The 26,167-nt window shown below is 69.0% G+C and carries 17 protein-coding genes and 2 tRNA genes; 13 read left to right on the forward strand and 6 right to left on the reverse strand.

The features are described from left to right. Positions 1–3 precede the first annotated feature (3 nt). The 4 genes from lgt to pyk all read left to right on the forward strand — a co-directional run bounded on the left by lgt (position 4) and on the right by pyk (position 9,226). Positions 4–1,293 carry a prolipoprotein diacylglyceryl transferase gene (gene lgt, locus ACFVY3_RS06840; RefSeq protein ID WP_400159194.1) on the forward strand — a complete coding sequence of 430 codons (1,290 nt, stop codon included), beginning with the start codon at positions 4–6 and terminating at the stop codon, positions 1,291–1,293. Between the two features lie 262 nt (positions 1,294–1,555). Beyond that, complete coding sequence (gene gltB, locus ACFVY3_RS06845; RefSeq protein WP_400159195.1) at positions 1,556–6,172, forward strand: glutamate synthase large subunit; 4,617 nt, start codon at positions 1,556–1,558, stop codon at positions 6,170–6,172. After that, entirely contained in the window at positions 6,165–7,622 is a 1,458-nt protein-coding gene (locus ACFVY3_RS06850; protein WP_400159196.1) for a glutamate synthase subunit beta, read from the forward strand. Before gltB ends, ACFVY3_RS06850 begins: the two co-directional genes overlap by 8 nt. Positions 7,623–7,726: 104 nt before the next feature. Continuing rightward, the gene (gene pyk / locus ACFVY3_RS06855; protein ID WP_290258036.1) at positions 7,727–9,226 is read left to right on the forward strand and encodes a pyruvate kinase; all 1,500 of its coding nucleotides are present in this window, start codon (positions 7,727–7,729) and stop codon (positions 9,224–9,226) included. A 76-nt stretch (positions 9,227–9,302) separates the two neighbouring features. Here the strand turns inward: pyk and ACFVY3_RS06860 are convergent, their stop codons facing one another. Continuing rightward, entirely contained in the window at positions 9,303–9,908 is a 606-nt protein-coding gene (locus ACFVY3_RS06860; protein ID WP_290258035.1) for an ANTAR domain-containing response regulator, read from the reverse strand. Between the two features lie 207 nt (positions 9,909–10,115). Here ACFVY3_RS06860 and ACFVY3_RS06865 point away from each other — a divergent pair. Beyond that, a tRNA-Leu gene (locus tag ACFVY3_RS06865) sits at positions 10,116–10,197 on the forward strand. A gap of 252 nt (positions 10,198–10,449) precedes the next feature. On the opposite strand, the gene ACFVY3_RS06870 is transcribed toward ACFVY3_RS06865, so the two are convergent. Genes ACFVY3_RS06870 through ACFVY3_RS06880 form a run of 3 tightly spaced genes read right to left on the reverse strand, consistent with a single transcriptional unit; the run spans position 10,450 to position 13,084 of the window. Next, positions 10,450–11,022: a flavin reductase family protein gene (locus ACFVY3_RS06870; protein WP_400159197.1), complete on the reverse strand. Its 573-nt coding sequence runs from the start codon at positions 11,020–11,022 to the stop codon at positions 10,450–10,452. Between the two features lie 2 nt (positions 11,023–11,024). Beyond that, positions 11,025–12,071: a methionine synthase gene (locus ACFVY3_RS06875; protein WP_400159198.1), complete on the reverse strand. Its 1,047-nt coding sequence runs from the start codon at positions 12,069–12,071 to the stop codon at positions 11,025–11,027. 20 nt (positions 12,072–12,091) lie between these two features. Beyond that, positions 12,092–13,084 (reverse strand): DUF1852 domain-containing protein, encoded by a 993-nt coding sequence (locus ACFVY3_RS06880; protein WP_400159199.1) that lies wholly within the window; start codon positions 13,082–13,084, stop codon positions 12,092–12,094. A gap of 120 nt (positions 13,085–13,204) precedes the next feature. On the opposite strand from ACFVY3_RS06880, the gene ACFVY3_RS06885 reads away from it, so the two are divergent. The 4 genes from ACFVY3_RS06885 (at position 13,205) to nrfD (ending at position 19,719) form a co-directional block, all read left to right on the forward strand. Beyond that, on the forward strand, positions 13,205–14,146 hold the full coding sequence (locus ACFVY3_RS06885) for a LysR family transcriptional regulator (RefSeq protein WP_400159200.1): 942 nt from the start codon (positions 13,205–13,207) through the stop codon (positions 14,144–14,146). A gap of 77 nt (positions 14,147–14,223) precedes the next feature. Then, positions 14,224–17,532, forward strand: a complete 3,309-nt coding sequence (gene fdh, locus ACFVY3_RS06890) for a formate dehydrogenase (RefSeq protein WP_400159201.1) — start codon at positions 14,224–14,226, stop codon at positions 17,530–17,532. Between the two features lie 100 nt (positions 17,533–17,632). Continuing rightward, positions 17,633–18,631 (forward strand): 4Fe-4S dicluster domain-containing protein, encoded by a 999-nt coding sequence (locus tag ACFVY3_RS06895; protein WP_400159202.1) that lies wholly within the window; start codon positions 17,633–17,635, stop codon positions 18,629–18,631. Continuing rightward, positions 18,628–19,719 carry an NrfD/PsrC family molybdoenzyme membrane anchor subunit gene (nrfD, locus tag ACFVY3_RS06900; protein WP_400159203.1) on the forward strand — a complete coding sequence of 364 codons (1,092 nt, stop codon included), beginning with the start codon at positions 18,628–18,630 and terminating at the stop codon, positions 19,717–19,719. The genes ACFVY3_RS06895 and nrfD overlap by 4 nt, the downstream gene beginning before the upstream one ends. Before the next feature lie 58 nt (positions 19,720–19,777). On the opposite strand, the gene selD is transcribed toward nrfD, so the two are convergent. Then, positions 19,778–20,800, reverse strand: coding sequence for a selenide, water dikinase SelD (gene selD, locus ACFVY3_RS06905; protein WP_400159204.1), 1,023 nt, complete (start codon positions 20,798–20,800; stop codon positions 19,778–19,780). Between the two features lie 43 nt (positions 20,801–20,843). Here selD and ACFVY3_RS06910 point away from each other — a divergent pair. The 3 genes from ACFVY3_RS06910 to selB all read left to right on the forward strand — a co-directional run bounded on the left by ACFVY3_RS06910 (position 20,844) and on the right by selB (position 24,105). Continuing rightward, positions 20,844–20,938, forward strand: a tRNA-Sec gene (locus ACFVY3_RS06910). Between the two features lie 35 nt (positions 20,939–20,973). Beyond that, the gene (selA, locus tag ACFVY3_RS06915) at positions 20,974–22,305 is read left to right on the forward strand and encodes an L-seryl-tRNA(Sec) selenium transferase (RefSeq protein WP_400159205.1); all 1,332 of its coding nucleotides are present in this window, start codon (positions 20,974–20,976) and stop codon (positions 22,303–22,305) included. Between the two features lie 3 nt (positions 22,306–22,308). After that, on the forward strand, positions 22,309–24,105 hold the full coding sequence (gene selB / locus ACFVY3_RS06920; protein ID WP_400159206.1) for a selenocysteine-specific translation elongation factor: 1,797 nt from the start codon (positions 22,309–22,311) through the stop codon (positions 24,103–24,105). Between the two features lie 15 nt (positions 24,106–24,120). On the opposite strand, the gene ACFVY3_RS06925 is transcribed toward selB, so the two are convergent. Further along, positions 24,121–24,678, reverse strand: coding sequence for a hypothetical protein (locus ACFVY3_RS06925; protein WP_400159207.1), 558 nt, complete (start codon positions 24,676–24,678; stop codon positions 24,121–24,123). 250 nt (positions 24,679–24,928) lie between these two features. Here ACFVY3_RS06925 and ACFVY3_RS06930 point away from each other — a divergent pair, with 250 nt between their 5' ends. Next, positions 24,929–26,119: an acyl-CoA dehydrogenase family protein gene (locus ACFVY3_RS06930; RefSeq protein WP_400159208.1), complete on the forward strand. Its 1,191-nt coding sequence runs from the start codon at positions 24,929–24,931 to the stop codon at positions 26,117–26,119. Positions 26,120–26,167 lie beyond the last annotated feature (48 nt).

Raw genomic sequence — 26,167 nt, forward strand, 5'->3', positions numbered from 1 at the left:
TCAATGCAGGCAGTCCTCCACGCGGCAGCGCTGGTTCCCACGAGCATACCGAGCCCGGTCTGGTCCGGGTTCGACATCCCGCTGCCCTGGGGTTCCCTGCGGATCCACGCCTACGCGCTGTGCATCCTGGCCGGCATCATCGCCGGCCTCTGGCTCACCTCCGTGCGCTGGGCCAAGCGCGGTGCCCCTGAGGGGAGCGTCTGGGACATCGCCATCTGGGCCATCCCGTTCGGCATCATCGGCGGCCGGCTCTACCACGTGGTCTCCTCCCCGGACGCCTATTTCGGCCCCGGGTTCGACGGTACCGGCGACCTCTCGCTCATCCCGCAGATCCAGCGGGGCGGCCTGGGCATCTGGGGCGCCGTGGTGCTCGGCGCGGTGGGAGCCTGGATCGGCTGCCGCCGCTCCGGCGTCAAGCTCAGCGCCTTCGTCGACGCCGCCGCGCCCGGCCTGCTGCTGGCCCAGGCCATCGGCCGCTGGGGCAACTACTTCAACCAGGAACTCTTCGGCGGCCCCACCACCCTGCCGTGGGGCCTGCAGGTGGACCCCACCAACCCGAACTTCCCTGCAGGAATGCCGGCGGACACGCTCTTCCACCCGACCTTCCTCTACGAGTCCCTGTGGAACCTCGTCGGCGTCGTGATCCTGCTGGCCCTGGACCGGAGGTTCTCCTTCCGCCGCAGCCGGCTCTTCTGGCTCTACGCCATGTACTACACGCTGGGTCGGGTCTGGATCGAGACCATGCGCATCGACGATGCCGAGCAGATCAGCCTGTTCGGCATCACCACCCGCCTCAACGTCTGGACCAGCCTCCTGGTCCTGGCCGGCTCGCTGCTGGCCTTCATCCTCCTGGGGCTGCGGAAGAAGACGGGCGAGGACACCGTGTACCTGCCCGGCCGCGAACCCGCCGCCGTCGAGGGTGACGCTGAGGATGCCGACGACGACCACGTCACCGAAGTCAGCGCGGAGGAGCGCGATGCCGCCGAAGGCAAGGCGGAAGAGCGCGACGGCGAACGGGACGCGGAGGACCGCGACGGCGACGCCGTCGAGGGCGGCCGCGACGCCGAGAAGGCCACCGTCCCGGCCGTCCGCCATTCGGACTCGGCTGTCTCAGATAATGAATCCCGTGATAATCTCCCGGTGAATACCAGCGGTCCGGACCGGGCTTCGGCCCAGGCCGTAGCCGCGGGCGAACCCAACGGCGGCCACGATGCCGCCGCCGCGAAGCCGGCAACCGGGAAAACCGGCCGCCGCGCCGCCGGAACCGCGCCGGAGACTGACGCCACCCCATAGTTCAGGACCGGCATTCGGGCTGCAGGGAAACCCCCGGCCGGGCCCGTTACCCACAGCGTCGTGGTCTCATAGGACAGCGCGTCCGGCACATAACAGCCGCGCGCAAGTCCGGCCGGCGGCCCGCGTAACTGTTCGTGCAGTATGCGGCCCTGGCCTACAATTCCAGTAGGAAAATCACACTGTTGTGCCCGTCACACCGGCGCAGCGTCACGGGCCAATGTTGTCCCTCCCATACGCTCGATCAGGAGGAAGGACGTCTCCCATGACCCAAACTCTGCACAGCCCCAGCTGGTCCGAACCGGACCAGCCCGCGACGGCACTCTCGCCTTTCCGGCGCTTCGCGGCACTGCCCGACGCCGCAGGCCTCTACAACCCGGAGCAGGAGAAAGACGCCTGCGGCCTGGCCATCATTGCCACCCTCCGCGGCGAACCCGGCTACGACATCGTCGATGCCGCTCTCACCGCCCTGCGCAACCTCGAACACCGCGGCGCCGTCGGAGCCGATGAGGGAACCGGCGACGGTGCCGGCCTCCTCATGCAGATTCCGGACGAGTTCTTCCGTGCCGTGACCAGCTTCGAGCTGCCCGCCGCCGGCCAGTACGTGGTGGGCACCGCCTTCCTCCCCGCCGAACAGCGCGAAGCCGACGCCGCGAAGGCAGGCATCGAAGCCCTCGCCGCCGATGAGGGCCTCGCCGTCCTCGGCTGGCGTGAGGTGCCGGTGGTCGCCGACCTGGTCGGCGCCATGGCCCGGGCCTGCATGCCCTACTTCTCCCAGCCGTTCCTGGCCTCCAGCACCGGTGAGGTGCTCTCCCACAACGACCTGGACTCCCGGGCCTGGCGGATCCGCAAGCGCGCGCAGAACAAGTTCGGCGTCTACTTCCCGTCGCTCTCGTCTCGGACGATGGTCTACAAGGGCATGCTCACCACCGCGCAGCTGGAGCCGTTCTACCCGGACCTCTCGGACAAGCGCTTCAAGACCAAGCTGGCGATCGTGCACTCGCGCTTCTCCACCAACACCTTCCCGTCCTGGCCCCTTGCCCAGCCGTTCCGCACTATCGCGCACAACGGCGAGATCAACACCGTCAAGGGCAACCGGAACTGGATGCGGGCCCGCCAGTCGCAGCTGGCCAACCCGCTGCTGGGCGACAGCCCCGAGGAGCTGTACCCGATCTGCACCCCCGGCGCCTCGGACTCGGCGTCGTTCGATGAAGTCGCCGAGCTGCTCTGGCTCTCCGGCCGGCCCATCACGCACTCGATCATGATGATGATCCCCGAGGCCTGGGAAAACCATGCCACCATGGACCCCGCCCGCCGGGCGTTCTACGAGTACCACTCCCTGCTGATGGAGCCGTGGGACGGCCCCGCCGCGGTGTCCTTCACCGACGGCGCCCTGGTCGGCGCCACCCTGGACAGGAACGGCCTGCGTCCGGGCCGTTACTGGATCACCGAGGACGGCCTGGTGGTCTTCGCCTCCGAGGTCGGCGTGATCGACGTCGAACCGGCCAAGGTGGTCAAGAAGGGCCGCGTCTCGCCCGGCAAGATGTTCCTGGTGGATACCGAGGCCGGCCGCATCATCGACGACTCCGAGGTCAAGGCCGAGGTGGCCGCGGCCAACCCCTGGGCCGAATGGCTCAAGGACAACCTGATCGACCTCAAGGATCTACCCGAGCGCGAGCATGTGGTGCACACCGCCGCGTCGGTGAACATCCGCCAGCGCACCTTCGGCTACACCACCGAGGAACTGAAGATCCTGCTCGGCCCGATGGCCCGGACCGGTGCCGAACCCCTCGGCGCCATGGGCTCGGACACCCCGGTGGCCGTCCTCTCCAAGCGGCCCCGGCTCTTGTTCGACTACTTCGTGCAGTCCTTCGCCCAGGTCACCAACCCGCCGCTGGACGCCATCCGCGAGGAACTGGTCACCTCGCTGACCTGCGCGATCGGCCCCAACGGCAACCTGCTGGACACCAAGCGGGTCCGCCAGCCGCAGGTCTCGCTGCCGTTCCCCGTGATCAACAACGACCAGCTGGCCAAGATCGCGAACATCGAGAACGCCGACGGCGACCGCGTAGCCATGAAGGTCCGCGGCCTGTACCGGCCCGAGGGCGGCGAGAACGCGCTCCGGGCCCGGCTGACCGAAATCTGCGAGCAGGTCTCCGGCGCGATCAACCGCGGCGTGCAGTACATTGTGCTCTCGGACCGTGACTCGAACGCCCAGTGGGCCCCGATCCCGTCCCTGTTGCTGGTCAGCGCCGTGCACCACCACCTGCTGCGCAGCGCCAACCGCACCAAGACCGCGCTGGTGGTCGAGGCCGGAGACGTCCGCGAGACCCACCACGTGGCCGTGCTGATCGGCTACGGCGCGTCCGCGGTCAACCCGTACCTGGCGATGGAATCCGTGGAACAGCTCATCGCCTGCGGCGACGTCACCGGCGTCACCCCGCAGGACGGCGTCTACAACCTGATCAAGGGCCTGGGCAAGGGCGTCCTGAAGATCATGTCCAAGATGGGCATCTCCACGGTGGCCTCCTACACCGGCGCCCAGACCTTCGAGGCGCTCGGCCTCGGCCAGGAACTGGTGGACGAATACTTCGCCGGCACCCACTCCCAGCTCGGCGGCGTCGGCCTCGACGTCATCGCGGCCGAGGTGGCCGCCCGGCACCGCATGGCCTACCCGGAGAACGGGATCGAGCAGCCGCACCAGCCGCTGCTGGGCGGCGGCGAGTACCAGTGGCGCCGCGACGGCGAACCGCACCTGTTCAACCCGGAGACGGTCTTCCGGCTGCAGCACGCCACCCGGGAACGCCGCTACGACATTTTCAAGGCCTACACCCGCGGCGTGGACGACCAGTCCACCAACCTCATGACCCTCCGCGGGCTGCTGAAGTTCAAGGACGGACTGCGCCCGGCCGTGCCGCTGGAGGAAGTGGAACCGGTCTCCAGCATCGTCAAGCGCTTCTCCACGGGCGCGATGAGCTACGGCTCCATCTCCCAGGAGGCCCACGAAACCCTTGCCATCGCGATGAACCGCCTCGGCGGCAAGTCCAACACGGGCGAGGGCGGCGAGGACGTCGAGCGGCTGCTGGACCCCACCCGCCGCTCTGCGGTCAAGCAGATCGCGTCCGGCCGGTTCGGCGTCACCAGCCTCTACCTGACCAACGCCGACGACATCCAGATCAAGATGGCCCAGGGCGCCAAGCCCGGCGAGGGCGGCCAGCTGATGGCCCAGAAGGTCTACCCCTGGGTGGCCCGGACCCGGCACTCCACGCCCGGCGTCGGACTCATCTCCCCGCCGCCGCACCACGACATCTACTCGATCGAGGACCTGGCGCAGCTGATTTACGACGCCAAGCGGGCCAACCCCTCGGCGCGGGTGCACGTCAAGCTCGTCTCCGAGGTGGGCATCGGCACCGTGGCCGCCGGCGTGACGAAGGCCAAGGCCGACGTCGTGCTGGTCTCCGGCCACGACGGCGGCACCGGCGCCTCGCCGCTGAACTCGCTCAAGCACGCGGGTGTGCCGTGGGAGCTCGGCCTCGCCGAGACCCAGCAGACCCTGATGCTCAACGGCCTGCGCGACCGCGTGGTGGTGCAGGTGGACGGCCAGCTCAAGACCGGCCGCGACGTGGTCATCGCCGCGCTGCTCGGCGGCGAGGAATACGGCTTCGCCACCGCGCCGCTGGTGGTCTCCGGCTGCATCATGATGCGCGTCTGCCACCTCGACACCTGCCCGGTGGGCGTCGCGACGCAGAACCCGGAACTCCGGTCCCGGTTCAACGGCAAGCCCGAGTTCGTGGTCAACTTCTTCGAATTCCTGGCCGAGGAAGTCCGCGAGATCCTCGCCGAACTGGGCTTCCGCAGCCTGGAGGAGGCAATTGGCCACGCCGAGATGCTGGACACCCGCGAGGCGATCAGCCACTGGAAGGCCGAGGGCCTGGACCTGGACCCCATCCTGCACGGGCTGGAGTTCGACGACGACGCGCCGCTGCGCAACCTCACCGGCCAGAACCACGAACTCGACAAGCACTTCGACCAGCGCCTGATCGCGATGGCCGCCGAGGCCCTCAGCGACCGGACGCCGGTGAAGATCTCCGTCGACGTGATCAACACGGACCGCTCCGTGGGTACGATGCTGGGCCACGAGGTCACCAAGACCTTCGGCACCGACGTGCTCGCCCCGGACACCATCGACATCACCCTGACAGGCACCGCCGGCCAGTCGCTCGGCGCGTTCCTGCCCGCGGGCATCACGCTGCGGATGTTCGGTGACTCCAACGACTACGTCGGCAAGGGTCTCTCGGGCGGCCGCGTCATCGTCCGCCCGGACCGCACCAACGTCTTCCCGGCCGAGCGCAACGTCATCGCCGGCAACGTGATCGGCTACGGCGCCACCAGCGGCGAGCTGTTCCTGCGCGGCCAGGTGGGGGAGCGGTTCATGGTCCGCAACTCCGGCGCCACCGCCGTCGTCGAGGGCATCGGCGACCACGGCTGCGAGTACATGACCGGCGGCCAGGCGCTCATCATCGGACGGACCGGCCGGAACTTCGGCGCGGGCATGTCCGGCGGCACCGCCTACGTCCTGGACCTGCAGCCCGAACGGGTGAACAAGCAGGCCCTCGACGCCGGCGAACTGCTGCTGCGCGAGCTCGACGCCGAGGACCGCGAGATTGTCCGCGCGCTGCTGACCCGGCACGTGGAGGAAACCGAGTCCCAGCACGCGGCCCGGCTGCTCGAGGACTTCGACGACACCGCCGCCCGCATCACCAAGGTCCTGCCGCGCGATTACGCGGCGGTCCTGCAAACCCGTCTCGACGCCATCGAAGAGGGCCTGGACCCCGACGGCGAAGAAGTTTGGTCTCGAATCCTGGAGGTTACCGGTGGCTGATCCACGCGGATTTTTGAAAGTACGCCAGCGTGAGACCCAGCCGCGCCGTCCCGTCCCGGTCCGCATCATGGATTGGAAAGAGGTCTACGAGGCGCAGGAGAAGGGCGTCCTGAAGGCCCAGGCCGGCCGCTGCATGGACTGCGGCGTGCCGTTCTGCCACCAAGGCTGCCCGTTGGGAAACCTGATCCCCGAATGGAACGACCTGGTCTGGCGGGACAAGGGCGAAGAGGCGATGGAGCGGCTGCACGCCACCAACAACTTCCCCGAGTTCACCGGCCGGCTCTGCCCCGCCCCCTGCGAGGCGTCCTGCGTGCTGGGCATCAACCAGCCCGCCGTGACCATCAAGCAGGTTGAGGTCTCGATCGTGGACCAGGCGTTCGACAACGGCTGGGTCACCCCGCTGCCGCCGGCGCGCCTCACCGGCAAGACCGTCGCCGTCGTCGGCTCCGGCCCGGCCGGCCTGGCCGTGGCCCAGCAGCTCACCCGGGTGGGCCACACGGTTGCCGTCTACGAACGCGACGACAAGATCGGCGGCCTGCTGCGCTACGGCATCCCCGACTTCAAGATGGAAAAGGACCACGTCGACCGCCGGCTGGACCAGATGAAGGCCGAGGGCACCCGCTTCCGCACCGGCGTCGCCGTCGGCACCGACGTGACCTGGGAACAGCTGCGCCGCCGCTACGACGCCGTCGTGATCGCCACCGGCGCCACCGTGCCCCGTGACCTGCCGATCCCGGGCCGCGAGCTCGAGGGTGTGCACTTCGCCATGGACTACCTGGTGCCCGCGAACCGCGTGGTGGCGGGGGAGACCGTGGAGAACCAGATCAACGCCGCGGGCAAGCACGTGGTGATCCTCGGCGGCGGCGACACCGGCGCGGACTGCCTCGGCACGGCCCACCGCCACCAGGCCGCCTCCGTGACCACCCTGGCGATCGGCAAGCAGCCGGCCGCCGAGCGTGCGCCGCACCAGCCCTGGCCCACCTTCCCGACCCTGTTCGAGGTCGCCAGCGCCCACGAGGAAGGCGGCGAGCGGACCTACCTGGCCTCCACCGTCGAGTTCGTCGGCGAGAACGGCAAGCTCACCGGCGTCAAAGTCGCCGAGACCGAGTTCGTCGACGGCAAGCGCCTGCCCAAGGCCGGGACCGAGCGGATCATCCCGGCGGACCTGGTGTTCCTTTCGCTCGGCTTCACCGGCGCCGAACCGGCCGGCATCACCGAGCAGGTCCACGCCGACTTCGATGGCCGCGGCAACGTGGCCCGGGACGGCTACTACATGACCAACACCGAGGGCGTGTTCGTCGCCGGTGACGCCGGCCGCGGCCAGTCGCTGATCGTCTGGGCGATCGCCGAGGGCCGGGCCTGCGCCGCCGCGGTGGACAAGTTCCTGATGGGCAGCACCACGCTGCCCGCGCCAGTCGCGCCGACGGACCGTGCCATCTCGGTCCTCTAAACCGGCTCCGGGCCGGCGGGGCGATCCCTCGCCGGCCCGTGAAGGACGCCTGCCGTTCTTCTCCCCGTCAGCTTAAACAACCAAGAGACTACTAGGGTAGGTATATGAGACGCGCTAAAATTGTGGCCACCTTTGGACCGGCGATCGCCAGCTTCGAGAACACTCTCGCCGTGCTGGAAGCCGGCGTGGATGTGGCCCGGATGAACATGAGCCACGGCGACTACTCCGTGCACGACAACACGTACGAGAACGTGCGCAAGGCCTCCAAGCAGCTCGGCAAGGCCGTCGCCATCATGGCCGACCTGCAGGGTCCCAAGATCCGCCTCGGCCGCTTCGTCGACGGGCCGCACCTGCTCGCCGTCGGCGACATCTTCACCATCACCACCGAGGACGTCCCGGGCACCAAGGACATCTGCTCCACCACCCTGAAGAGCCTCACCGAGGACGTCAACCCGGGCGATGCCCTGCTGATCGACGACGGCAAGGTGGCACTGCGCGCCCTGGAGGTCGACGACGTCAAGGTTGTGGCCCAGGTTGTCGTGGGCGGCTTCGTGTCCAACAACAAGGGCATCAACCTCCCCGGCGTGGCCGTCAACGTGCCCGCGCTGAGCGAAAAAGACGAGGATGACCTCCGCTGGGCCATGAAGCGCGGCGTCGACATGGTGGCGCTGTCCTTCGTCCGCGACGCCTCCGACATCACCCGCGTCCACGAGATCATGGACGAGGAGGGCCGCCGGGTTCCGGTGATCGCCAAGATCGAGAAGCCGCAGGCCGTGGAGCAGCTGCCCGAGATCATCGACGCCTTCGACGCCATCATGGTGGCCCGTGGCGACCTCGGCGTGGAGCTTCCGCTGGAGGAAGTGCCGATCGTGCAGAAGCGCGCCGTCGAGCTGGCCCGCCGCTGGGCCAAGCCGGTCATCGTCGCCACCCAGGTGCTCGAATCCATGATCGACAACCCGCGCCCGACCCGCGCCGAGGCCTCCGACTGCGCCAACGCCGTGCTCGATGGCGCCGACGCGGTCATGCTCTCCGGCGAAACCAGCGTGGGCAAGTTCCCGATCGAGACCGTCAAGACCATGGCCCGCATCATCGAATCCACCGAGGTCCACGGCCTGGAGCGCGTCCCCCCGCTGGGCACCAAGCCCAAGACCCGCGGCGGCGCCATCACCCGTGCCGCCGTCGAGATCGCCGACCAGCTGGAGGCCAAGTACATCTGTACCTTCACCCAGTCCGGTGACTCCGCCCGCCGCCTCTCCCGCCTTCGCCCCACCCGCCCGGTGTTCGCGTTCACCCCGGTGGAGCACGTGTGGAACCAGCTGGCGCTGACCTGGGGTATCCAGCCGGTGCTGGTCCCGATGGTGGGCCACACCGATGAGATGACGGCCCAGGTGGACCGCAACCTCCTCGAGATGGACCTCGTCGACGACGGCGACATGGTGGTCATCGCCGCCGGTTCGCCTCCGGGCAAGGCCGGTTCGACCAACATGCTCAAGGTGCACCGCGTAGGCGACCTCGCCGACGCCGGCAGCCAGGGCGACGCGACCGTCACCAAGGACAAGCTCGGCCCGTGGCCGGAAAAGAAGAAGAAGAACAACAAGATCTAGTTCTTCGGACACACAAGGAGGGCCCCGCCGCTGGAAACCAGCGGCGGGGCCCTCCTTGTTTACGTGCTGTGTGGCTCTAGTTGACCTGGTTGATGATGGTCTCGGCGACCTCGCGCATGCTCAGGCGGCGGTCCATGGAGGTCTTCTGGATCCAGCGGAACGCCTCCGGCTCCGTCAGGCCCATCTTGGTGGTCAGCAGGCTCTTGGCGCGCTCCACGAGCTTACGGGTGGCGAACTGCTCCTGCAGGTCGCTGACCTCGCTCTCCAGGGCCTTGATCTCCTCGTGCCGGGACAGGGCGATCTCCAAGGCGGGGATCAGGTCCGCGGGGGTGAAGGGCTTCACCACGTAGGCCATGGCGCCGGCGTCGCGGGCGCGCTCGACCAGTTCCTTCTGGCTGAAGGCGGTCAGCAGCACGACCGGGGCGATGCGGGCCTTGACGATCTTCTCGGCGGCGGAGATGCCATCCATGACGGGCATCTTCACGTCCATGAGGACCAGATCCGGCTTCAGCTCCTCGGCGAGCTGCACGGCCTTCTCGCCGTTGTCCGCCTCGCCGACGACGTCGTAGCCTTCGCCGCGCAGGATCTCGATGATGTCCAGGCGGATGAGGGTCTCATCCTCGGCGACCACGACGCGGCGGGCGGGCTGGGAAGCGGGGGTGGAATCCGTCTGTTCTGACACGGGAACTCCTTGAAAAGGTACGGCGGGCGTTGAGCCATTCTGTGGCGCGTCCGCGGGTGTACTGGGGCCGTTGGGGATCGATGCGGCTTCACTGGCGCGATTCTGGAATTCAGCCTATCTGCATGTAGAGTAAATCCGCGCACCGGAAGCGATCGCGTTGCTCACAGGACCCCTGGAGCGGCCGATTATGACAGCCGGTGTCTCCGCGCCCGAGTGGCGGAATTGGCAGACGCGCCGCACTCAAAATGCGGTATCGAAAGGTGTGTGGGTTCGAGTCCCACCTCGGGCACGTTTAGACCCCTCCTCAGAGGGGTTCTTTGCTTTAACGTCTGTGCAGCGCTCCTTCCGGGGGCACTTTGGCGCGGACTCGCCGATAGCCAGGCCGCCGGCGTCGGGCATTGACCCTGAAAGTGCCCCCGGACAGAGGCGGCGACGCAGTAAAGCGGCGTCCTCATGCGGTTCGGCCGGCAGCGCGACCCCTCGTCGGAGGGGACCACGCCGAGGCCGGCTCGGGCCAGAGTTCCTTGAGTTGGTGCGGCGCTCAGTCCTCAAGCTTCGAATGCTCGCCCAGCCGATGCCACGAACGGTTGTGGTAGACCAGTGCGTCGCCGGAGTCGCCCGCTCGGACCTCACGCATCATGCGGAACTCCAAGGCGTGGACGGCGATGATCGTGGACGTCCCGACCTCCATGCGGTTGATCACGGCGCAGCGCACCCAGGCACGCGCGTCGTCGTACACCGCCTCGCCGGTTGCAAGGGTTGACCAGCGGTGCGTCTGGTCAAAGCGGTCCGCCCCGGGGGTCGCCCCACGCTTCGCCAGGTCGACGTCGTGCGCGTCCAGCAGGTGCACGACGACGGTCTCGGCGCGCAGAAGTACCTCCGACGCCGAAGAAAGCGCCGAGACCGAGAAAATCAGTAACGGAGGGTCCGCACTCACGGACACGACCGACGATACCGTCAGCGCCACCGGTCCTTCGCCGGCATCTGCGGTGATGACGGCGACACCTCCCGGGTGGCCGCGGAACAGTGCCTTGAATTCGTCGGCTGTGAGGGAAGACGGGAAGCGTTGCGCGGGTGCCTGCAGCCAGGTATCCGGGGGGTAGGCGTGGAACACGGTTACGACGCCCCGGGGGCGGAGCGGGCGAGCTCCTCGCGAACGATGTTCGTCCCCGCACTCAGGGCACTCAGTTTCGCCAGTGCCACATCCCGGGGAAACGGTGCCATGCCGCAGTTGGAGCTGGGGATCAGCTTGTCCGCATCCACGAACTGCAGGGCCTTGCGGAGCGTGTTGGCGACCTCCTCCGGGGTCTCGACGGTCTCGCTGGCGACGTCGATGGCCCCGAGCATGACTTTCTTGCCGCGGAGGAGTTCGATGAGGTCCATGGGCACGTGGGAGTTCTGGCATTCCAGCGAGACGATGTCGATGCTGGAGGCCTGCAACAGCGGGAAGGTCTCCTCGTACTGCCGCCACTGCGCGCCGAGCGTCGCTTTCCAGTCGTTATTGGCCTTGATCCCGTAGCCGTAACAGATGTGCACGGCGGTCTCCGCGCGCAGTCCCTCTGCCGCTCGCTCCAAGGCGGCCACGCCCCAGTCCTTGACCTCGTCGAGGAAGACATTGAACGCGGGCTCGTCGAACTGGATGATGTCCACGCCGGCCGCTTCCAGCTCTTTCGCCTCCTGGTTCAGGATCGTGGCGAACTCCCAGGCCAGCTTCTCGCGGCTCTTGTAGTGGTCATCGTAGAGCGTGTCCACCATCGTCATCGGACCGGGAAGGGTCCACTTGATCGGGCGGTCGGTGGTTGCGCGGAGGAACTTTGCGTCGTCGACGAACACCGGCCGTTCGCGGCGCACCGGTCCGACGACGGTCGGCACGCTCGCGTCGTAGCGGTCGCGGATGCGCACAGTCTTGCGCTGTTCAAAGTCGACACCGCTGAGATTCTCGATGAAGGTCGTGACGAAGTGCTGGCGGGTCTGCTCGCCGTCACCGACGATGTCGATGCCGCGTCGGCTCTGCTCGTGGATTGCGATGCGCAGCGCATCCTCCTTGCCCTCGACCAGTGCATCTCCCTCCAGCTTCCACGGGGACCAAAGAGTCTTCGGCTGGGCGAGCCACGATGGCTTTGGCAGGCTTCCGACGACGGTGGTGGGCAACAGTGTGTTCATGAGTGAGGATTCTCCGTGTGTCAGTTGACGAGAGCGGGGTAGTTGGCGGTCCACTGGTCCAGTAGATCCTTGTGGGGCGTGATGAAGTGCTCTTCCGTGTACTTCGCCTGCGTGATCGCGAGCTGACCGCGCTCGACGCGGTCGTAGGCGATCTGGGTCCGCGAGTAATCCTGCTCGCCCAGGCTCGGCTGGTAGACGGCGGCGGCTGCGGAGTTCGCGTTGTAGACCTCCGGGCGGTAGATCTTCTGGAACGTCTCCATGGTGCTGATCGTGCCGATGAGCTGCAGGTTGGAGTAGTCGTTGAGCAGATCGCCGCGGAAATAGAAGGCAAGCGGCGCAACGCTGCCGCGTGGCATGAAATAGCGGACCTGAAGCCCCATCTTTGCGAAGTACGCGTCGGTCAGCGAGAACTCGTCCTGCTGGTACTCGACGCCCAGGACCGGGTGCCGGTTCTCCGTTCGCCGGTAGGTCCTGCTTGTCGAGACGCTGATGCACACCACGGGCGGCTGCGGGAAGCGTTCCCGGCATGCCGGGGAGTCGAGGAACTTCTGGAACAGTTTGCCGTGAAGATCGCCGAAGTCCTCGGGGATGGTGGGCTTCCCGGACTCCGCTGCTGCCGCCGGCAGCACTACGCTGAAGTCGAAGTCACGGACGTAGGAAGAGAAGTTGTTCCCGACGATCCCATGGTGGCGGACCCCGTTCAGCCGGTCGACGATCGAGATGTCGAGAACCTCGAACAGGGGGAACTGCCGATCCTTACCATCGGCGGTGAACTCTATCTGCACGGAGACGATGTCAAGGTCGATCACGTAGCGGTCCCTGTCAGGGTTGTCCCAGTCTGCGAGATCGTTGAAGCGGCGCCGCATCATGGTGAGGGCGTTGCGGAGGTTTTCCCGGCGGTGCTCGCCCCGTGCCAGGTTGGCGAAATTGGTCGTGATCCGGGAGTCCTCCGACGGGGTGTAGTCCTCGTCGAAGCGTGTGGTGCGGATGCTGAAGGTGAAGTCGTCTGCCATGTGCTGCCAATCCGTGGTGATGGGCCGGGATGGCCGTCCAGAAGAGATGTGTCAATGGTGCAACCTGGCGACAGCTATCGAGTAACTGTGCCTTGCTATGCGCTGATATAGCATTTGCCTATGCCACATCTTTCGAGCGGACTGACCCTGCAGCAGCTCCGTTACTTCATCGAAGTTGCAGCTGAGGGGTCGATCTCCGCGGCCGCCGATCTTTTGTACGTAGCCCAGCCGACCATGTCCGCGGCGATGAAGGACCTTGAGGCCCGGGTGGGCCGCGCGCTCCTGGTTCGCTCCGCCCGCGGGGTCACCCTCACCGCCGACGGGGCAGAGTTCCTTGGGTATGCGCGGCAGGTCGTCGAGCAATTCGCCCTTCTCGAGCAGCGTTACCTTGGCAGGCCGCCGACGCGGCGGCTGTTGGGGGTGTCAACGCAGCACTACTCGTTCGCCGTGGACGCCTTCGTTCGGATGGTCAAAGCCACTGACGTGGCCGAATACGAGTTCTCGCTCCGTGAGTCCCGCACCTGGGACATCATCGAGGACGTCCGCACCCTCCGCAGCGAGATAGGCATCCTCTACCGGAACGACTTCAACCGCAAGATCATCGACAAGCTGCTCCGGGAATCCGGGCTCGCGTTCACGCCACTTTTCCACGCCGATCCGCACATTTTCGTTGCACGGAACAATCCTCTTGCGTCAAAGGAACGCGCGACCCTCGACGATCTCGCCGGCTTACCGCGGCTGACTTTCGATCAGGGTGCGAACAACTCGTTTTACTTCGCGGAAGAGATTCTCTCCACCATGTCCAGCAAGCAGGAGATCCGGGTCTCCGACCGCGCCACGATCTTCAACCTCATGATCGGGCTCCACGGCTACACGATCTCGACCGGCATCATCAGCGGGGAACTAGACCCCGAGATCGTCGCCATCCCGCTCGACGTTGACGAACGCATCGAGATCGGCTGGATTGGTCACGCCGCGATACCGCTGACCGAGCAGGCGAAGCGCTACCTCGGGGAATTGCGGGCCGTGGTCTCTGAGTTCGGGATAGTGCTACTCGGCTGACTGCAACCGGTAAGGCGGGTGCCACCCCCGCGGCGCGTTCCTGTTGCGCCAAATGTGATCTGGGATAAGCTCCAAAGATGGCACCGCGGAGTTTTCTAGAATGGCCGGTTATCCGGCAGCTCAGCACCGGCGATTTGCTCGGGCGTGGTCCCTCTGTGACCTCGCCCAAGACCCGAAGCATGGCCCCGCGGACGGCCACCGCCGATAAGGTGGTGCAAAGCGTCTGCCCGTACTGCGCCGTCGGCTGCGGCCAGCGCGTCTACGTGAAAGACGAACGCGTCGTCCAGATCGAGGGTGACCCGGACTCGCCCATCTCGCGCGGCCGGCTCTGCCCCAAGGGCTCCGCAAGCGAACAGCTCGTCAACTCTCCCGGCCGTCAGACCAAGGTCCTCTACCGCGCCCCCCGCGCCAAGGAATGGCGGCGGCTGGAACTCTCCACCGCCGTCGACATGATCGCCGACCGTTTCATCGAAAGCCGCCGCCGGACCTGGCAGCAGACCGACGATCACGGGCGCCTGCTGCGCCGGACCATGGGCATCGCCTCCCTCGGCGGCGCCACCTTGGACAACGAAGAAAATTACCTGATCAAGAAGCTCTTCACCGCCGCCGGAGCGGTACAGACGGAGAACCAAGCCCGTATATGACACTCCGCCACGGTTCCCAGTTTGGGAGCCTCGTTTGGACGCGGTGGTGCTACGCAATCACTGCAGGACATGGCCAACGCCGACTGCATCATCATTCAGGGATCCAACATGGCCGAGTGCCATCCGGTCGGATTCCAGTGGGTGGCGGAGGCGAAGGCACGCGGAGCCAAGGTCATCCACATCGACCCCCGGTTCACGCGTACCTCGGCGGTCGCTGACAAGCACCTGCCGATCCGGGCCGGATCCGACGTCGTGCTGCTTGGCGCCCTGATCAACTACGTCATCGCCAATGACCTGTGGTTCAAGGAGTACGTGAGCGCGTACACCAACGCGGCCACGCTGGTCCACGAGGATTACCGCGACGCCGAGGACCTGGGCGGCCTGTTCTCCGGTTTCGACCCGGAGAAGGGGGCTTACGACAACTCGTCCTGGGCCTACGATGAAGCCAACGACGGTTCCATCACCGAACCCGGAGGTCCGGAGCACGGCGCCGAAGCCGGGGCCCGTGCCGCCGGCGATGCGCTCGGCAGCGGCGGCGCGCCCCTCGAACACGCTGAGGTGCTGCGCGACGACACGCTCCAGAACCCCCGGACGGTCTTCCAAATCGTGAAGCGGCACTACGCCCGCTACACCCCCGACATGGTTCGCGACATGTGCGGCATCAGCGAAGCGGACTTCGCCTATCTGGCGAAGACCATCACGGAGAACTCCGGGCGCGACCGGACCACCTGCTTCGCCTACGCGGTGGGCTGGACCCAGCACTCCCTGGGGGCCCAGTTCATCCGCGCCGCCGCCATCCTGCAGCTGCTGCTGGGCAATGTGGGGCGCCCGGGCGGCGGGATCATGGCCCTGCGCGGCCACGCCAGCATCCAGGGTTCCACCGACATTCCCACGCTGTTCAACCTGCTGCCCGGCTACCTGCCGATGCCCAGTGCCGGCCGCCACGACACCCTTGAGGAGTACCTCAAGGCAAACGCCTCGAAGAATCAAAAGGGTTTCTGGGCCGATGCCGACGCGTACACCATCAGCCTGCTGAAGGCGTGGTGGGGGGACGCGGCGACGGCGGACAACGACTGGGCGTACGACTACCTGCCGCGCCTCACCGGTGCGCACGGTACCTACGAGACCGTGATGAGCATGCTTCGGGATGAGGTGGAAGGCTACTTCCTGCTCGGCCAGAACCCGGCGGTCGGCTCGGCCCACGGCCGGATGCAGCGCTTGGGCATGTCCCACCTGAAGTGGCTGGTGGTCCGCGACCTGAACATGATCGAGTCGGCGACGTGGTGGAAGGACGGCCCGGAGATCGAGTCCGGGGAACTCCGCACCGAGGACATCGAGACGGAGGTCTTCTTCCTGCCGGCGGCGACCCACGTGGAGAAGGCAGGGTCGTTTACCCAGACCCAGCGGCTGCTTCAGTGGCGCCACCAGGCGGTGGCCCCGCCGGGGGAGTGCCAGAGCGAACTGCAGTTCTTCTACGAACTCGGTCACCGGATCCGGGAAAAGCTCGCGGACTCCCAGGACGAACGCGACCGGCCGCTGCTGGACCTGACCTGGGACTACCCGACGGACGAGCATGGCGACCCGGACCCCGAGTCGGTGCTGGCCGAGATCAACGGCCGTCACCTCACCGGACCGGACGCCGGGAAGCCCCTCTCGGCCTACACCGAGATGCGCGCCGACGGTTCCACGTCCGGGGGGTGCTGGATCTACACCGGCGTCTACGCCGACGGCATCAACCAGGCCGCCAACCGGAAGCCGGGCGACGAACAGGGACCAGCGGCCCCTGAGTGGGGCTGGGCGTGGCCGGCCAACCGACGAATCCTGTACAACCGCGCCTCCGCCGACCCCGACGGGAAGCCGTGGAGCGAACGCAAGAAGTACATCTGGTGGGACGAGGAACAAGGCAAGTGGGTGGGCGACGACGTCCCCGACTTCCCGCCGACCCTCGCCCCCGGGACCAAACCCGACCCGTCCGTGGGCGGACCGGCCGCGCTCAGCGGCGACGATCCGTTTATCATGCAGTCCGACGGCAAGGGCTGGCTCTTCGCGCCGAAGGGACTCGTGGACGGGCCGCTCCCGACCCACTACGAGGCCCAGGAATCACCGGTCGCCAACGGCCTCTACCCACAGCAGCAGAGCCCGTCACGCCTGAAGTACCCGCGGAAGGACAACCTCAGCGCACCCAGCGCAGGCGATCCTGGCGCTGATGTCTACCCGTTTGTGTTCACCACGTACCGGCTCACCGAGCACCACACGGCGGGCGGCATGAGCCGCTGGCTGCCGTACCTGTCCGAGCTGCAGCCGGAGATGTTCTGCGAGGTCTCGCCCGAACTCGCCGCCGAACGCGGACTGGAGCCCTACGGGTGGGCCACCATCATCTCGGCGCGCTCCGCCATCGAGGCGAAGGTGCTGGTCACCGAGCGGATGACGCCGCTGACCGTCGGGAACCACACCGTGCACCAGATCGGGCTGCCCTACCACTGGGGCGTCGGGAACAGCGCCGTCGTCAGCGGCGACGCCGCCAACGACCTGCTGGGCGTGACCCTCGATCCCAACGTCCAGATCCAGGAATCGAAGGTGGCCTCCTGCGACATCCGCCCCGGGCGCAGGCCGCGGGGACCGGAACTGCTGGCGCTCGTCACCGAGTACCAGGAGCGCGCCGGGCTCACCGTGGAGACCAGCAACAGCACGGTGACCCACCCGGCCGCCGAGGGTGAACACCCGGGCGGGCAGACGCCGTGACCCGCTCATCGGGAGCTTCCCGGCACGCAGCAGATCTTGCCCGGTCCGGGCGGTGGCACCTCGCTGCCGCCCGGACACCGACCCGACGTTGGAGGACCGTATGGGCCAGCTGACCGGACCGACCGACCCCACCATCGACGCGCACTGGGAACACAACCATCCCCGCAAGGGATTCTTCACAGACACCTCCATCTGCATCGGCTGCAAGGCCTGCGAGGTGGCGTGCAAGGAATGGAACCACAATCCGCAGGACGGGAACCTGGAACTGCTGGGCTCCTCCTATGACAACACCGGGTCCCTCGGCGCCAGCACCTGGCGGCACGTCGCCTTCATCGAGCAGGGCCAGGACCGCATCGCCGAGGCGCGCGAATCCGGCCGTGCGCTGGTCAGCCTGGGCATGCCGCGCATCGGTCCGCCGCCCCAGCCCGGGGAGGTCGTCGCCGGCGCGGACACCACCCCGCCGGACACCGCCGACTTCCGCTGGCTGATGTCCTCGGATGTGTGCAAGCACTGCACGCACGCCGGCTGCCTGGACGTGTGCCCCACCGGGGCGCTGTTCCGCACCGAATTCGGCACGGTGGTGGTACAGGACGACGTCTGCAACGGCTGCGGGACCTGCGTGGCCGGCTGCCCCTTCGGCGTCATCGAACGGCGCAGCAACGGTACCGTCAAGGTCGCCACCAGCCGCGAGGAACAGCACGGGCACCCCGAGGTCCCCAACGCCGGCGTCGCCCAGAAATGCACGCTCTGCTACGACCGGCTTGTGGCGGACGAGACGCCCGCCTGCGCCAAGGCCTGCCCGACGACGTCGATCAAGTTCGGCGACCACGACGACATGGTGGAGACCGCCAAGGAGCGCGTCGCCACTTTGCACGCCCAGGGCATGACCGAGGCGCGACTTTACGGCGCGAACGAGAACGACGGCGTGGGCGGCACCGGCTCTGTCTTCCTGCTGCTTGACGAACCCGAGGTCTACGGCCTCCCGCCGGACCCGCGGGTTCCCACGGCCGACCTGCCGAAGATGTACCGGCGCGCCGCCGTCGCGGTGGCCGGCATGGCGGCGGCCGCCGCCGTGGCATTCCTTGGAGGACGCGAGTGACGCTTTCCGAATTCGACAGCTTCCGTCCCGCGGAACCCGCCCGACGCCGCCGCAACGGAGGCAAGCGGGGAACCGGCCGGCGCAGGGACAACGGTGACGGCTCCCGCGAAATGCCGATGGTGCCGGAGCCGGAGTTCACCTCCTACTACGGCCGCCCCGTCGTCAAGCCGGCGCCGTGGGGTGACGACGTCGCCGCGTACCTGTTCCTCGGCGGCGTTGCCGGCGGATCGGCCCTGCTGGCCGCCGGCGCCCAGCTGAGCGGACGGCCGCTGCTGAGGCGGAACGCCCGGCTCGGTGCCCTTGGCGCCGTCGGCCTCGGCGCCGCCGCCCTGGTCAAGGACCTCGGACGCCCGGAGCGCTTCCTGCACATGCTGCGCACCTTCAAGGTGACCTCGCCGATGAGCGTCGGCTCCTGGATCCTCAGCGCCTTCAGCGCCGGGGCCGGCGTCGCCGCCGCGGCCGAGGTGGACCGGCTGACCGGCGAACGGCTGCCGCTGGGACCGCTGCGGGGCGTGCTGCGCGCCGTCGAAGGCCCAGCCGGCCTCGAAGCCGCCGTCTTCGCTGGCCCGCTGGCTGCCTACACGGCCGTCCTTCTCGGCGACACCGCGACGCCGACCTGGAACGAGATGCACGGGGAACTGCCGTTCGTGTTCGTCAGCTCCGCCAGCCTGGCCTCCGCCGGGCTCGCGATGGTGACGACGCCGGTCCGCGAGGCCGGGCCCGCGCGGAACCTCGCGCTCCTCGGCGTGGTGGGGGACGTGGTGGCGATGAAGATCATGGAACGACGGATGGACCCGGTGGCCGCGGAGCCCCTGCACCAGGGCAAGGCCGGCACCATGCTGACGTGGAGCGAACGGCTTGTCCTGGCCGGGGGACTGGGGACCCTACTGGGCGGCCGGAACCGCATCGTCGCGGCGGCATCGGGACTGGCGCTGCTGGCCGGTTCGGCGCTGACCCGCTTCGGCGTCTTCGAGGCCGGGCTCGCCTCCGCCAAGGATCCCCGCTACACCATCGAACCGCAGAAGCGGCGCCTGGCGGAGCGGCGGGCCGCCGGGGTCACCGGCGACGCCATCACCACCGGCGGCTGACAAACCGGCCCGGGGCGACCACGCGGCGCCGGCCGCCCTGCACGGCAGCGCGCCGGCCCTAACGGATCCGGATGCCCCGGCTTGCCGTCGTGTGCCCGATCACCGGGTAGCCGGGCACCTCGCCGACCACCAGCAGGCCGCCGGAGGTCTGCGCGTCCGCCAGGAGCAGCAGGTCGTCCTCGGTGATTCCAGCATCGGCGTTGAGGTGGGCGCGCACCCAGTCCAGGTTGCGCTTGGTGCCGCCGGAGACGAACCCGTCGCGGAGCGCCTCGCGGGCCCCGTCCACCAGGGGGACGGACTGGAGGTCGATCACGGCGCCGATTCCGGAGGCGCGGACCATCTTGTAGAGGTGTCCCAGCAGGCCGAAGCCGGTGACGTCGGTGGCGGACTTCGCCCCGGCGGCGACGGCCGCGTCGGAGGCGTCCCGGTTGAGGCGCGCCATCGTCTCGACCGCCTCGGCGAAGACCTCGCCGGTCTGCTTGTGGCGGTTGTTGAGCAGCCCGACGCCGATGGGCTTGGTCAGGGTGATGGGCAGGCCGGGCGCGGCAGCGTCGTTGCGCAGCAGGCGGTCCGGATGAGCGACGCCGGTGACGGCCATGCCGTACTTGGGCTCCGGATCGTCAATGGAGTGGCCGCCCAGCACCGGGCAGCCCGCCTCGGTGGCGACGCTGAGCCCACCGCGGAGGACCTCGGTCATGAGTTCCATCGGCAGCACGCCGCGCGGCCAGCCGAGGAGGTTGATGGCCGTCACGGGCCGGCCGCCCATGGCGTAGATGTCGGACAGGGCGTTGGCCGCGGCGATGCGTCCCCAGTCGTAGGCGTCGTCGACGACCGGGGTGAAGAAGTCGGCCGTGGTCAGCACCGCCAGGTCCTCGCGGACCAGGACGGCGGAGGCGTCGTCGCCGCTGTCCAGACCGACCAGCACCTCCGGCCCGGGGTGCCCGATCAGGCCGCGGACGGCGTCCTCGAGTTCGCCCGGCGGGATTTTGCAGGCGCATCCTCCGCCGTGCGCAAAGCCTGTGAGCCGGATGGGCGCGGCGCCCTCTTCCGGCTCCCGGATGGTTGTCTGGGCCTCGGTCACCCGCCCAGCGTACCCCCAAGGCAACCCTGCTATATTGATGCGCGGTGGCGTCCGGGTCCTGGTGGGCCCCCCGGTCTTCAAAACCGGTGCGGCCGAGCATCTCGGCCTGGCGGGTTCGATTCCCGTCCGCCACCGCCAACTTAAGGCGTGACTGCCGCCGGCCGAGGAGGACCGTGGACCAGACCGACCCCCGGCGGCATATTCCGCGGACGAACGACCTGCTTGCCCTGCCCGCCGTCCTGGACGCCGCCGGACGGCTCGGCGGCCACGTCATCCGCGAGCTGGTCCGGGACGTCCAGGACCGGGCCCGGCGCGGCGAACTGGCCCCCGGCCAGGTGGAATCGACGCTGACGTCGGAGGTGAACGCCCGCCGTGCCACCGCATTGCGGCCGGTGCTCAACGCCACCGGGGTCATCGTCCACACCAACCTCGGACGCGCCCCGCTCTCGGACGCCGCAAAGGAAGCCCTCATCGCCGCCAGCGGCTACGTCGACGTCGAACTCGACCTCCGGGACGGCAGCCGCTCCAGCAGGGGAGCCGGCGCCCGGGCGGCGCTGCTCGCCGCCTGCCCCGCCGCGGAGGCCGCGCTGGTGGTCAACAACGGGGCGGCCGCCCTCGTCCTGGCCACCACCGCCTTGGCGGCCGGCAAGGAAGTGGTCCTGAGCCGCGGCGAACTGGTCGAAATCGGCGCCGGCTTCCGGCTGACGGACCTGATGGAATCCACCGGCGCCGTGCTGCGGGAAGTCGGCACCACGAACCGGACACACCCGGCCGACTACGCGAACGCCATCGGAGCGCAGACGGGGTGCGTGCTCAAGGTCCACCCCAGCAACTTCCGGGTCGACGGGTTCACCTCCGCCGTCCCGGTCCGGGAACTGAGCCGGCTCACCCGGTCCGGCGACGTACCCCTGGTGGCCGACCTCGGCAGCGGACTGCTGGCCCCGGACCCCCTGCTGCCCGACGAGCCCGACGTGACCTCAGCACTCCTGGACGGCGCCGACGTCGTGATCGCCAGCGGCGACAAGCTCCTGGGCGGCCCCCAGGCCGGCCTGCTGCTGGGCCGCAAGGACATCATCGACAGGCTGGCCCGGCACCCGCTCGCCCGCGCGGTCCGCGCCGACAAGCTCGCCCTCGCCGCCCTCGAAGCCACCGTCACCGCCGGCGCCACGCCCGTGTCCCAGGCCCTGCACGCCGACGCCGACGAGCTGCGCCGGCGCACGGACCGTCTCGCCGCCGCCCTCGACGTGCCGGTCGTGGCCCACGACGGCAGGGTCGGCGGCGGCGGCGCCCCCGGCGTGCCGCTGCCGGGCTGGGCGCTGCGGCTGCCGGAGCGGCTCGCCGGGCCGTTGCGTACCGGCACCCCGGCCGTGTTGCCGCGGGTTCACGACGGCGCCTGCCTGATCGACCTCCGCTGCGTGCCCGCCGACGACGACGACCGGATCCTCGACGCAGTCCGCCAGGCCCAGGCAGGGTTTGCTGCCGCCGTCACCGGGGGCGCGGCCTGACCCATGCACGTCATCGCCACGGCCGGACACGTCGATTCCGGCAAGAGCACCCTGGTCCGCGCCCTCACGGGGATGGAACCGGACCGTTGGGAAGAGGAACGCCGCCGCGGGCTGACCATCGACCTGGGCTACGCCTGGACCGCCCTGCCCTCCGGCCGGGACGTGGCCTTCGTCGACGTCCCGGGACACGAGCGGTTCCTCGGGAACATGCTGGCCGGCATCGGGCCCGCGCCCGTGGTCTGCTTCGTGGTGGCCGCCGATGAGGGGTGGCAGGCGCAGTCCGGTGACCACCGGGACGCCGTCGTTGCCCTGGGCATCGAGCACGGCGTGATCGTCCTGAGCCGGTCCGACCGGGCCACGGAACAGCGCCGCGCCGAGGTCCTGGCCAGGACCCGTGCGGAGCTCGCCGGAACCGGCCTGCGCGACGCGCCCGCCGTCGCCGTCTCCGCCATCGACGGCACCGGACTGGACGAGCTGCGGGCCGCGCTCGACGACGTCCTCGCCCGGGTGCCGGCCCCCACCCTGACCGGACGGGTGCGGCTCTGGGTGGACCGGTCCTTCACCATCACCGGATCCGGGACCGTCGTGACGGGGACCCTGGCCGCAGGAACCCTGGCCCGCGGCGACCGGCTGATGCTCCTCGGCGACGCCACCGAGCGGCCGGTGACCATCCGCGGGCTCCAAAGCTGCGACACCGCCCGGACCTCCGTGGAACCGGTCAGCCGGGTGGCCCTGAACCTCCGCGACGTCGGCCCCGCCGAGATCCACCGCGGCGACGTCCTGGTCACCCCGGACGCCTGGCCCACCACCGCCGTCGTCGGCATCCAGCGGGCCTCGGGCCGGGAATACACGGAGGTGCCGGAGAACATCATGGTGCACGTGGGAACCGCCGCGGTCCCGGCCCGGCTGCGTCCCTTCGGCGCCGACCTTGCCCGCCTGGTGCTCGACCGGGCGCTGCCGCTGGTGCTGGGGGACCGGCTGGTGCTGCGGGACCCCGGCCGGCACTCCGTCCTGGGCGGCGCCCGCATCCTCGACGCCGACCCGCCCGCACTGGAGCGCCGCGGCGATGGGGCGAAATGGGCGAGGCGGCTGGCCGCGATGGACCCCGCCGGCGACCTCCCCGGCGCGGTCGCGGCCCGCGGCGCGGTCCGGGAGGATCACCTGCGGCGGCTGGGGCTGCTGACCGGCCAGGACCCCGCGGGGTTCGACGACATTTACGTCGTGGGGGACTGGTGGTTGCACGCCCCCGTCCTGGAGGCGTGGCAGCAGCGGCTGCGGGCGGCCGTTGAGGACCTGCAGCAACGGGACCCGCTGGCCCCGGGGCTCTCCATGGGGGCCGCGGCGGGCCTGCTGAACCTGCCGGACGAAAGGCTGCTGCCCCACGTGATCGAGGGAGCCACGCTGGAGGCCGACGCCGGCCACATTAGTGTGCCCGGCAGCCGCGACGATCTCGGCGCCGCCGAGACAGCCGTCGCCGAGATCGAACGCCGGCTGACCGCGGACCCGTTCCACGCGCCGGAGGCCGAGGACCTCGCCCGGTTGCGCCTGGGCAGCCGCGAACTGGCCGCCGCCGAGCGCGCCGGCCGGCTGCTGCGGCTGAGGGACGGGGTGGTGCTGCTGCCCGCAGCGCCGGCCCTTGCCATGCGTGCGCTGGCCCGGCTGGACCAGCCGTTCACCACCAGCCAGGCCCGGCAGGCGCTCAACACGACGCGCCGGGTGGCAATCCCGCTCCTGGAACACCTTGATTCCCGGGGCTGGACCCGGCGCCTGGACGCGGGTCACCGCACCGTGGTGCGCTGACCCGCACCGGCCGGGCTACGGGTTGGTGCCGCCGCTCGGGGAGCCGCCACCCTGGCCGCCGTCCTGGGAGCCGTTTTGTGAGCCCGGTGCCGTCGGCTGGCCCTGCCCGCCGCGCCGGCCCTGGCCATTGAAGCCGCCCTGGCGGCCGTTCTGGAACCGCTGCGCGGCTTGGTGCGCCGCATCCGACTTGCCCATCGAATACCCAATCGCGGCGCCGCCGCCCCCGGCGAGCAACACCGCGAGGCCGGCAGCCACCAGGACCTTCGGCAGGCTCCACCAGGACCTCTTCGCGGGCCGTCCCGGGCCGGGAGCGCCGGGGCCCGGGGTTCCCGGACCGGGGGTACCGGGACCTGCGGACCCATTGCCTGCGTAGGCCGGGCCCGGGGTTCCCCACACCGGGGCCGCCGGCGCGGACGACACCGGCTGCGGCCCGGCGTTCGATGCAACCGGCCCGGCCGTCGGGATCCGCTGTGTTTCGGTGTGCGGCACCGGCATGGTGGGCGGCGTGGTGGGGCCATAGGGCGGGGTGCCGGGGGCCTGGCCGGCGCCCTCCGGGTAGCTCTGTTCGTCCACGGTATTTCTCCTCAAAACTGGATGTTTCCGCCCCAAGTAAAGGGCAGAAGACTGGGCGGATGCTGTGATCCGGCAGGGGATCCGCCGCGCACTGGCGGGACGGGGCGGACGACGGCGGAACCGGTCCGTCATCCGGAACGCCGCGGCCAAACCCTTGGGCTGCCAACAATTTGCAGTTACGATGCAAATTGTTGCCCCGATGTGACCTGGATCGCAGGGGCCGCACACCCCTAGGCAAAGGAGCCCCGCAGTGTCCGGACCGGAGATCACCAGTGATTACTTCCTGCTCGACGACGAACTCTCCGCGGAGGAACGCGGGCTGCGGGACCGGGTCCGGGCCTTCGTCGAGGCGGACATCCTTCCCGTCATCAACGACCACTGGGAGCGGGCCGAGTTCCCCTCCGGACTGATTCCAGGCCTGGCGGGGCTGGGCATCATCGGCAGCACCATCCGGGGCTACGGCTGCCCGGGACTGAGCCGCCGCGCCGCCGGCATCGTGGCCCGCGAGATCGCCCGCGGCGACGGCTCCATCAACACCTTCGTCGGGGTCCACTCGAGCCTGGCCATGGGCAGCATCAACATTCTCGGCTCCGAGGACCAACGCCGCCGCTGGCTCCCCGCCATGGCGGCCATGGAGAAGATCGGCGCCTTCGCCCTCACCGAACCGCTGCACGGCTCCGACTCCGTCGCCCTGGAAACCTCCGCCCGACGGGACGGGGACAGCTACATCCTCAACGGCCACAAACGGTGGATCGGCAACGGCCACATGGCCGACGTCGTCGTCATCTTCGCCCGCGACGACGCCGACGGGCGGGTGAAGGCGTTTGTCCTGGAAAGGGACGACGACGGCAACCACCCGGCCGGCTACCAACCCACCGTCATCACCGGCAAGATCGGCAAGCGCGCCATCCAGCAGGCCGACATCGTCATTGACAACCTCCGCATCCCGGCAGAAAACCGGCTGGAGAACTGCACCTCCTTCAAGGACGTCACCACCGTCCTGTCCGCCACCCGGGGCGGCGCCGCCTGGGAGGCCATGGGCCACGGCATGGCCGCCTACGAGATCGCCGCCCGCTACGCGCTGGACCGGGAACAGTTCGGCCGGCCGATCGGCTCCTTCCAGCTGGTGCAGAACAAGCTCGCCAACATGCTCAGCGAACTGACCGCCATGCAGCTGATGTGCCACCGCATGGCCGAACTGGCCGAGTCCGGGCGGCTGACCGGGCCGATGGCGTCCATGGTCAAAATGTCCACCGCGCAGAAGGCCAAGTGGATCTGCGCCGAGGCCCGCGACATGCTGGCCGGCAACGGCATCCTCCTGGAGCGGCACGTCGCCCGCCACATGACCGACATGGACGTGGTCAGCACCTACGAGGGCACCGACTCCATCCAGTCCCTCCTGGTGGGCCGCGACATCACCGGCATCCCCGCCTTCAGCTGACCCCTCCACGCCGAAACGGCCTCGGCCACCGGCAGAAAGGCAGGCACC

The sequence above is a fragment of the Arthrobacter sp. BPSS-3 genome (assembly GCF_044628475.1).
Classification (GTDB): Bacteria; Actinomycetota; Actinomycetes; order Actinomycetales; family Micrococcaceae; genus Arthrobacter.

Bases quoted from the DNA above. Each gene is read 5' to 3' on its own strand.
- ACFVY3_RS06885 (WP_400159200.1), top strand. From the start codon at position 13,205: ATGCCACATCTTTCGAGCGGACTGACCCTGCAGCAGCTCCGTTACTTC.
- ACFVY3_RS06875 (WP_400159198.1), bottom strand. From the start codon at position 12,071: ATGAACACACTGTTGCCCACCACCGTCGTCGGAAGCCTGCCAAAGCCA.
- selB (WP_400159206.1), top strand. From the start codon at position 22,309: ATGCACGTCATCGCCACGGCCGGACACGTCGATTCCGGCAAGAGCACC.
- ACFVY3_RS06895 (WP_400159202.1), top strand. From the start codon at position 17,633: ATGGGCCAGCTGACCGGACCGACCGACCCCACCATCGACGCGCACTGG.
- pyk (WP_290258036.1), top strand. From the start codon at position 7,727: ATGAGACGCGCTAAAATTGTGGCCACCTTTGGACCGGCGATCGCCAGC.
- ACFVY3_RS06880 (WP_400159199.1), bottom strand. From the start codon at position 13,084: ATGGCAGACGACTTCACCTTCAGCATCCGCACCACACGCTTCGACGAG.
- gltB (WP_400159195.1), top strand. From the start codon at position 1,556: ATGACCCAAACTCTGCACAGCCCCAGCTGGTCCGAACCGGACCAGCCC.
- lgt (WP_400159194.1), top strand. From the start codon at position 4: ATGCAGGCAGTCCTCCACGCGGCAGCGCTGGTTCCCACGAGCATACCG.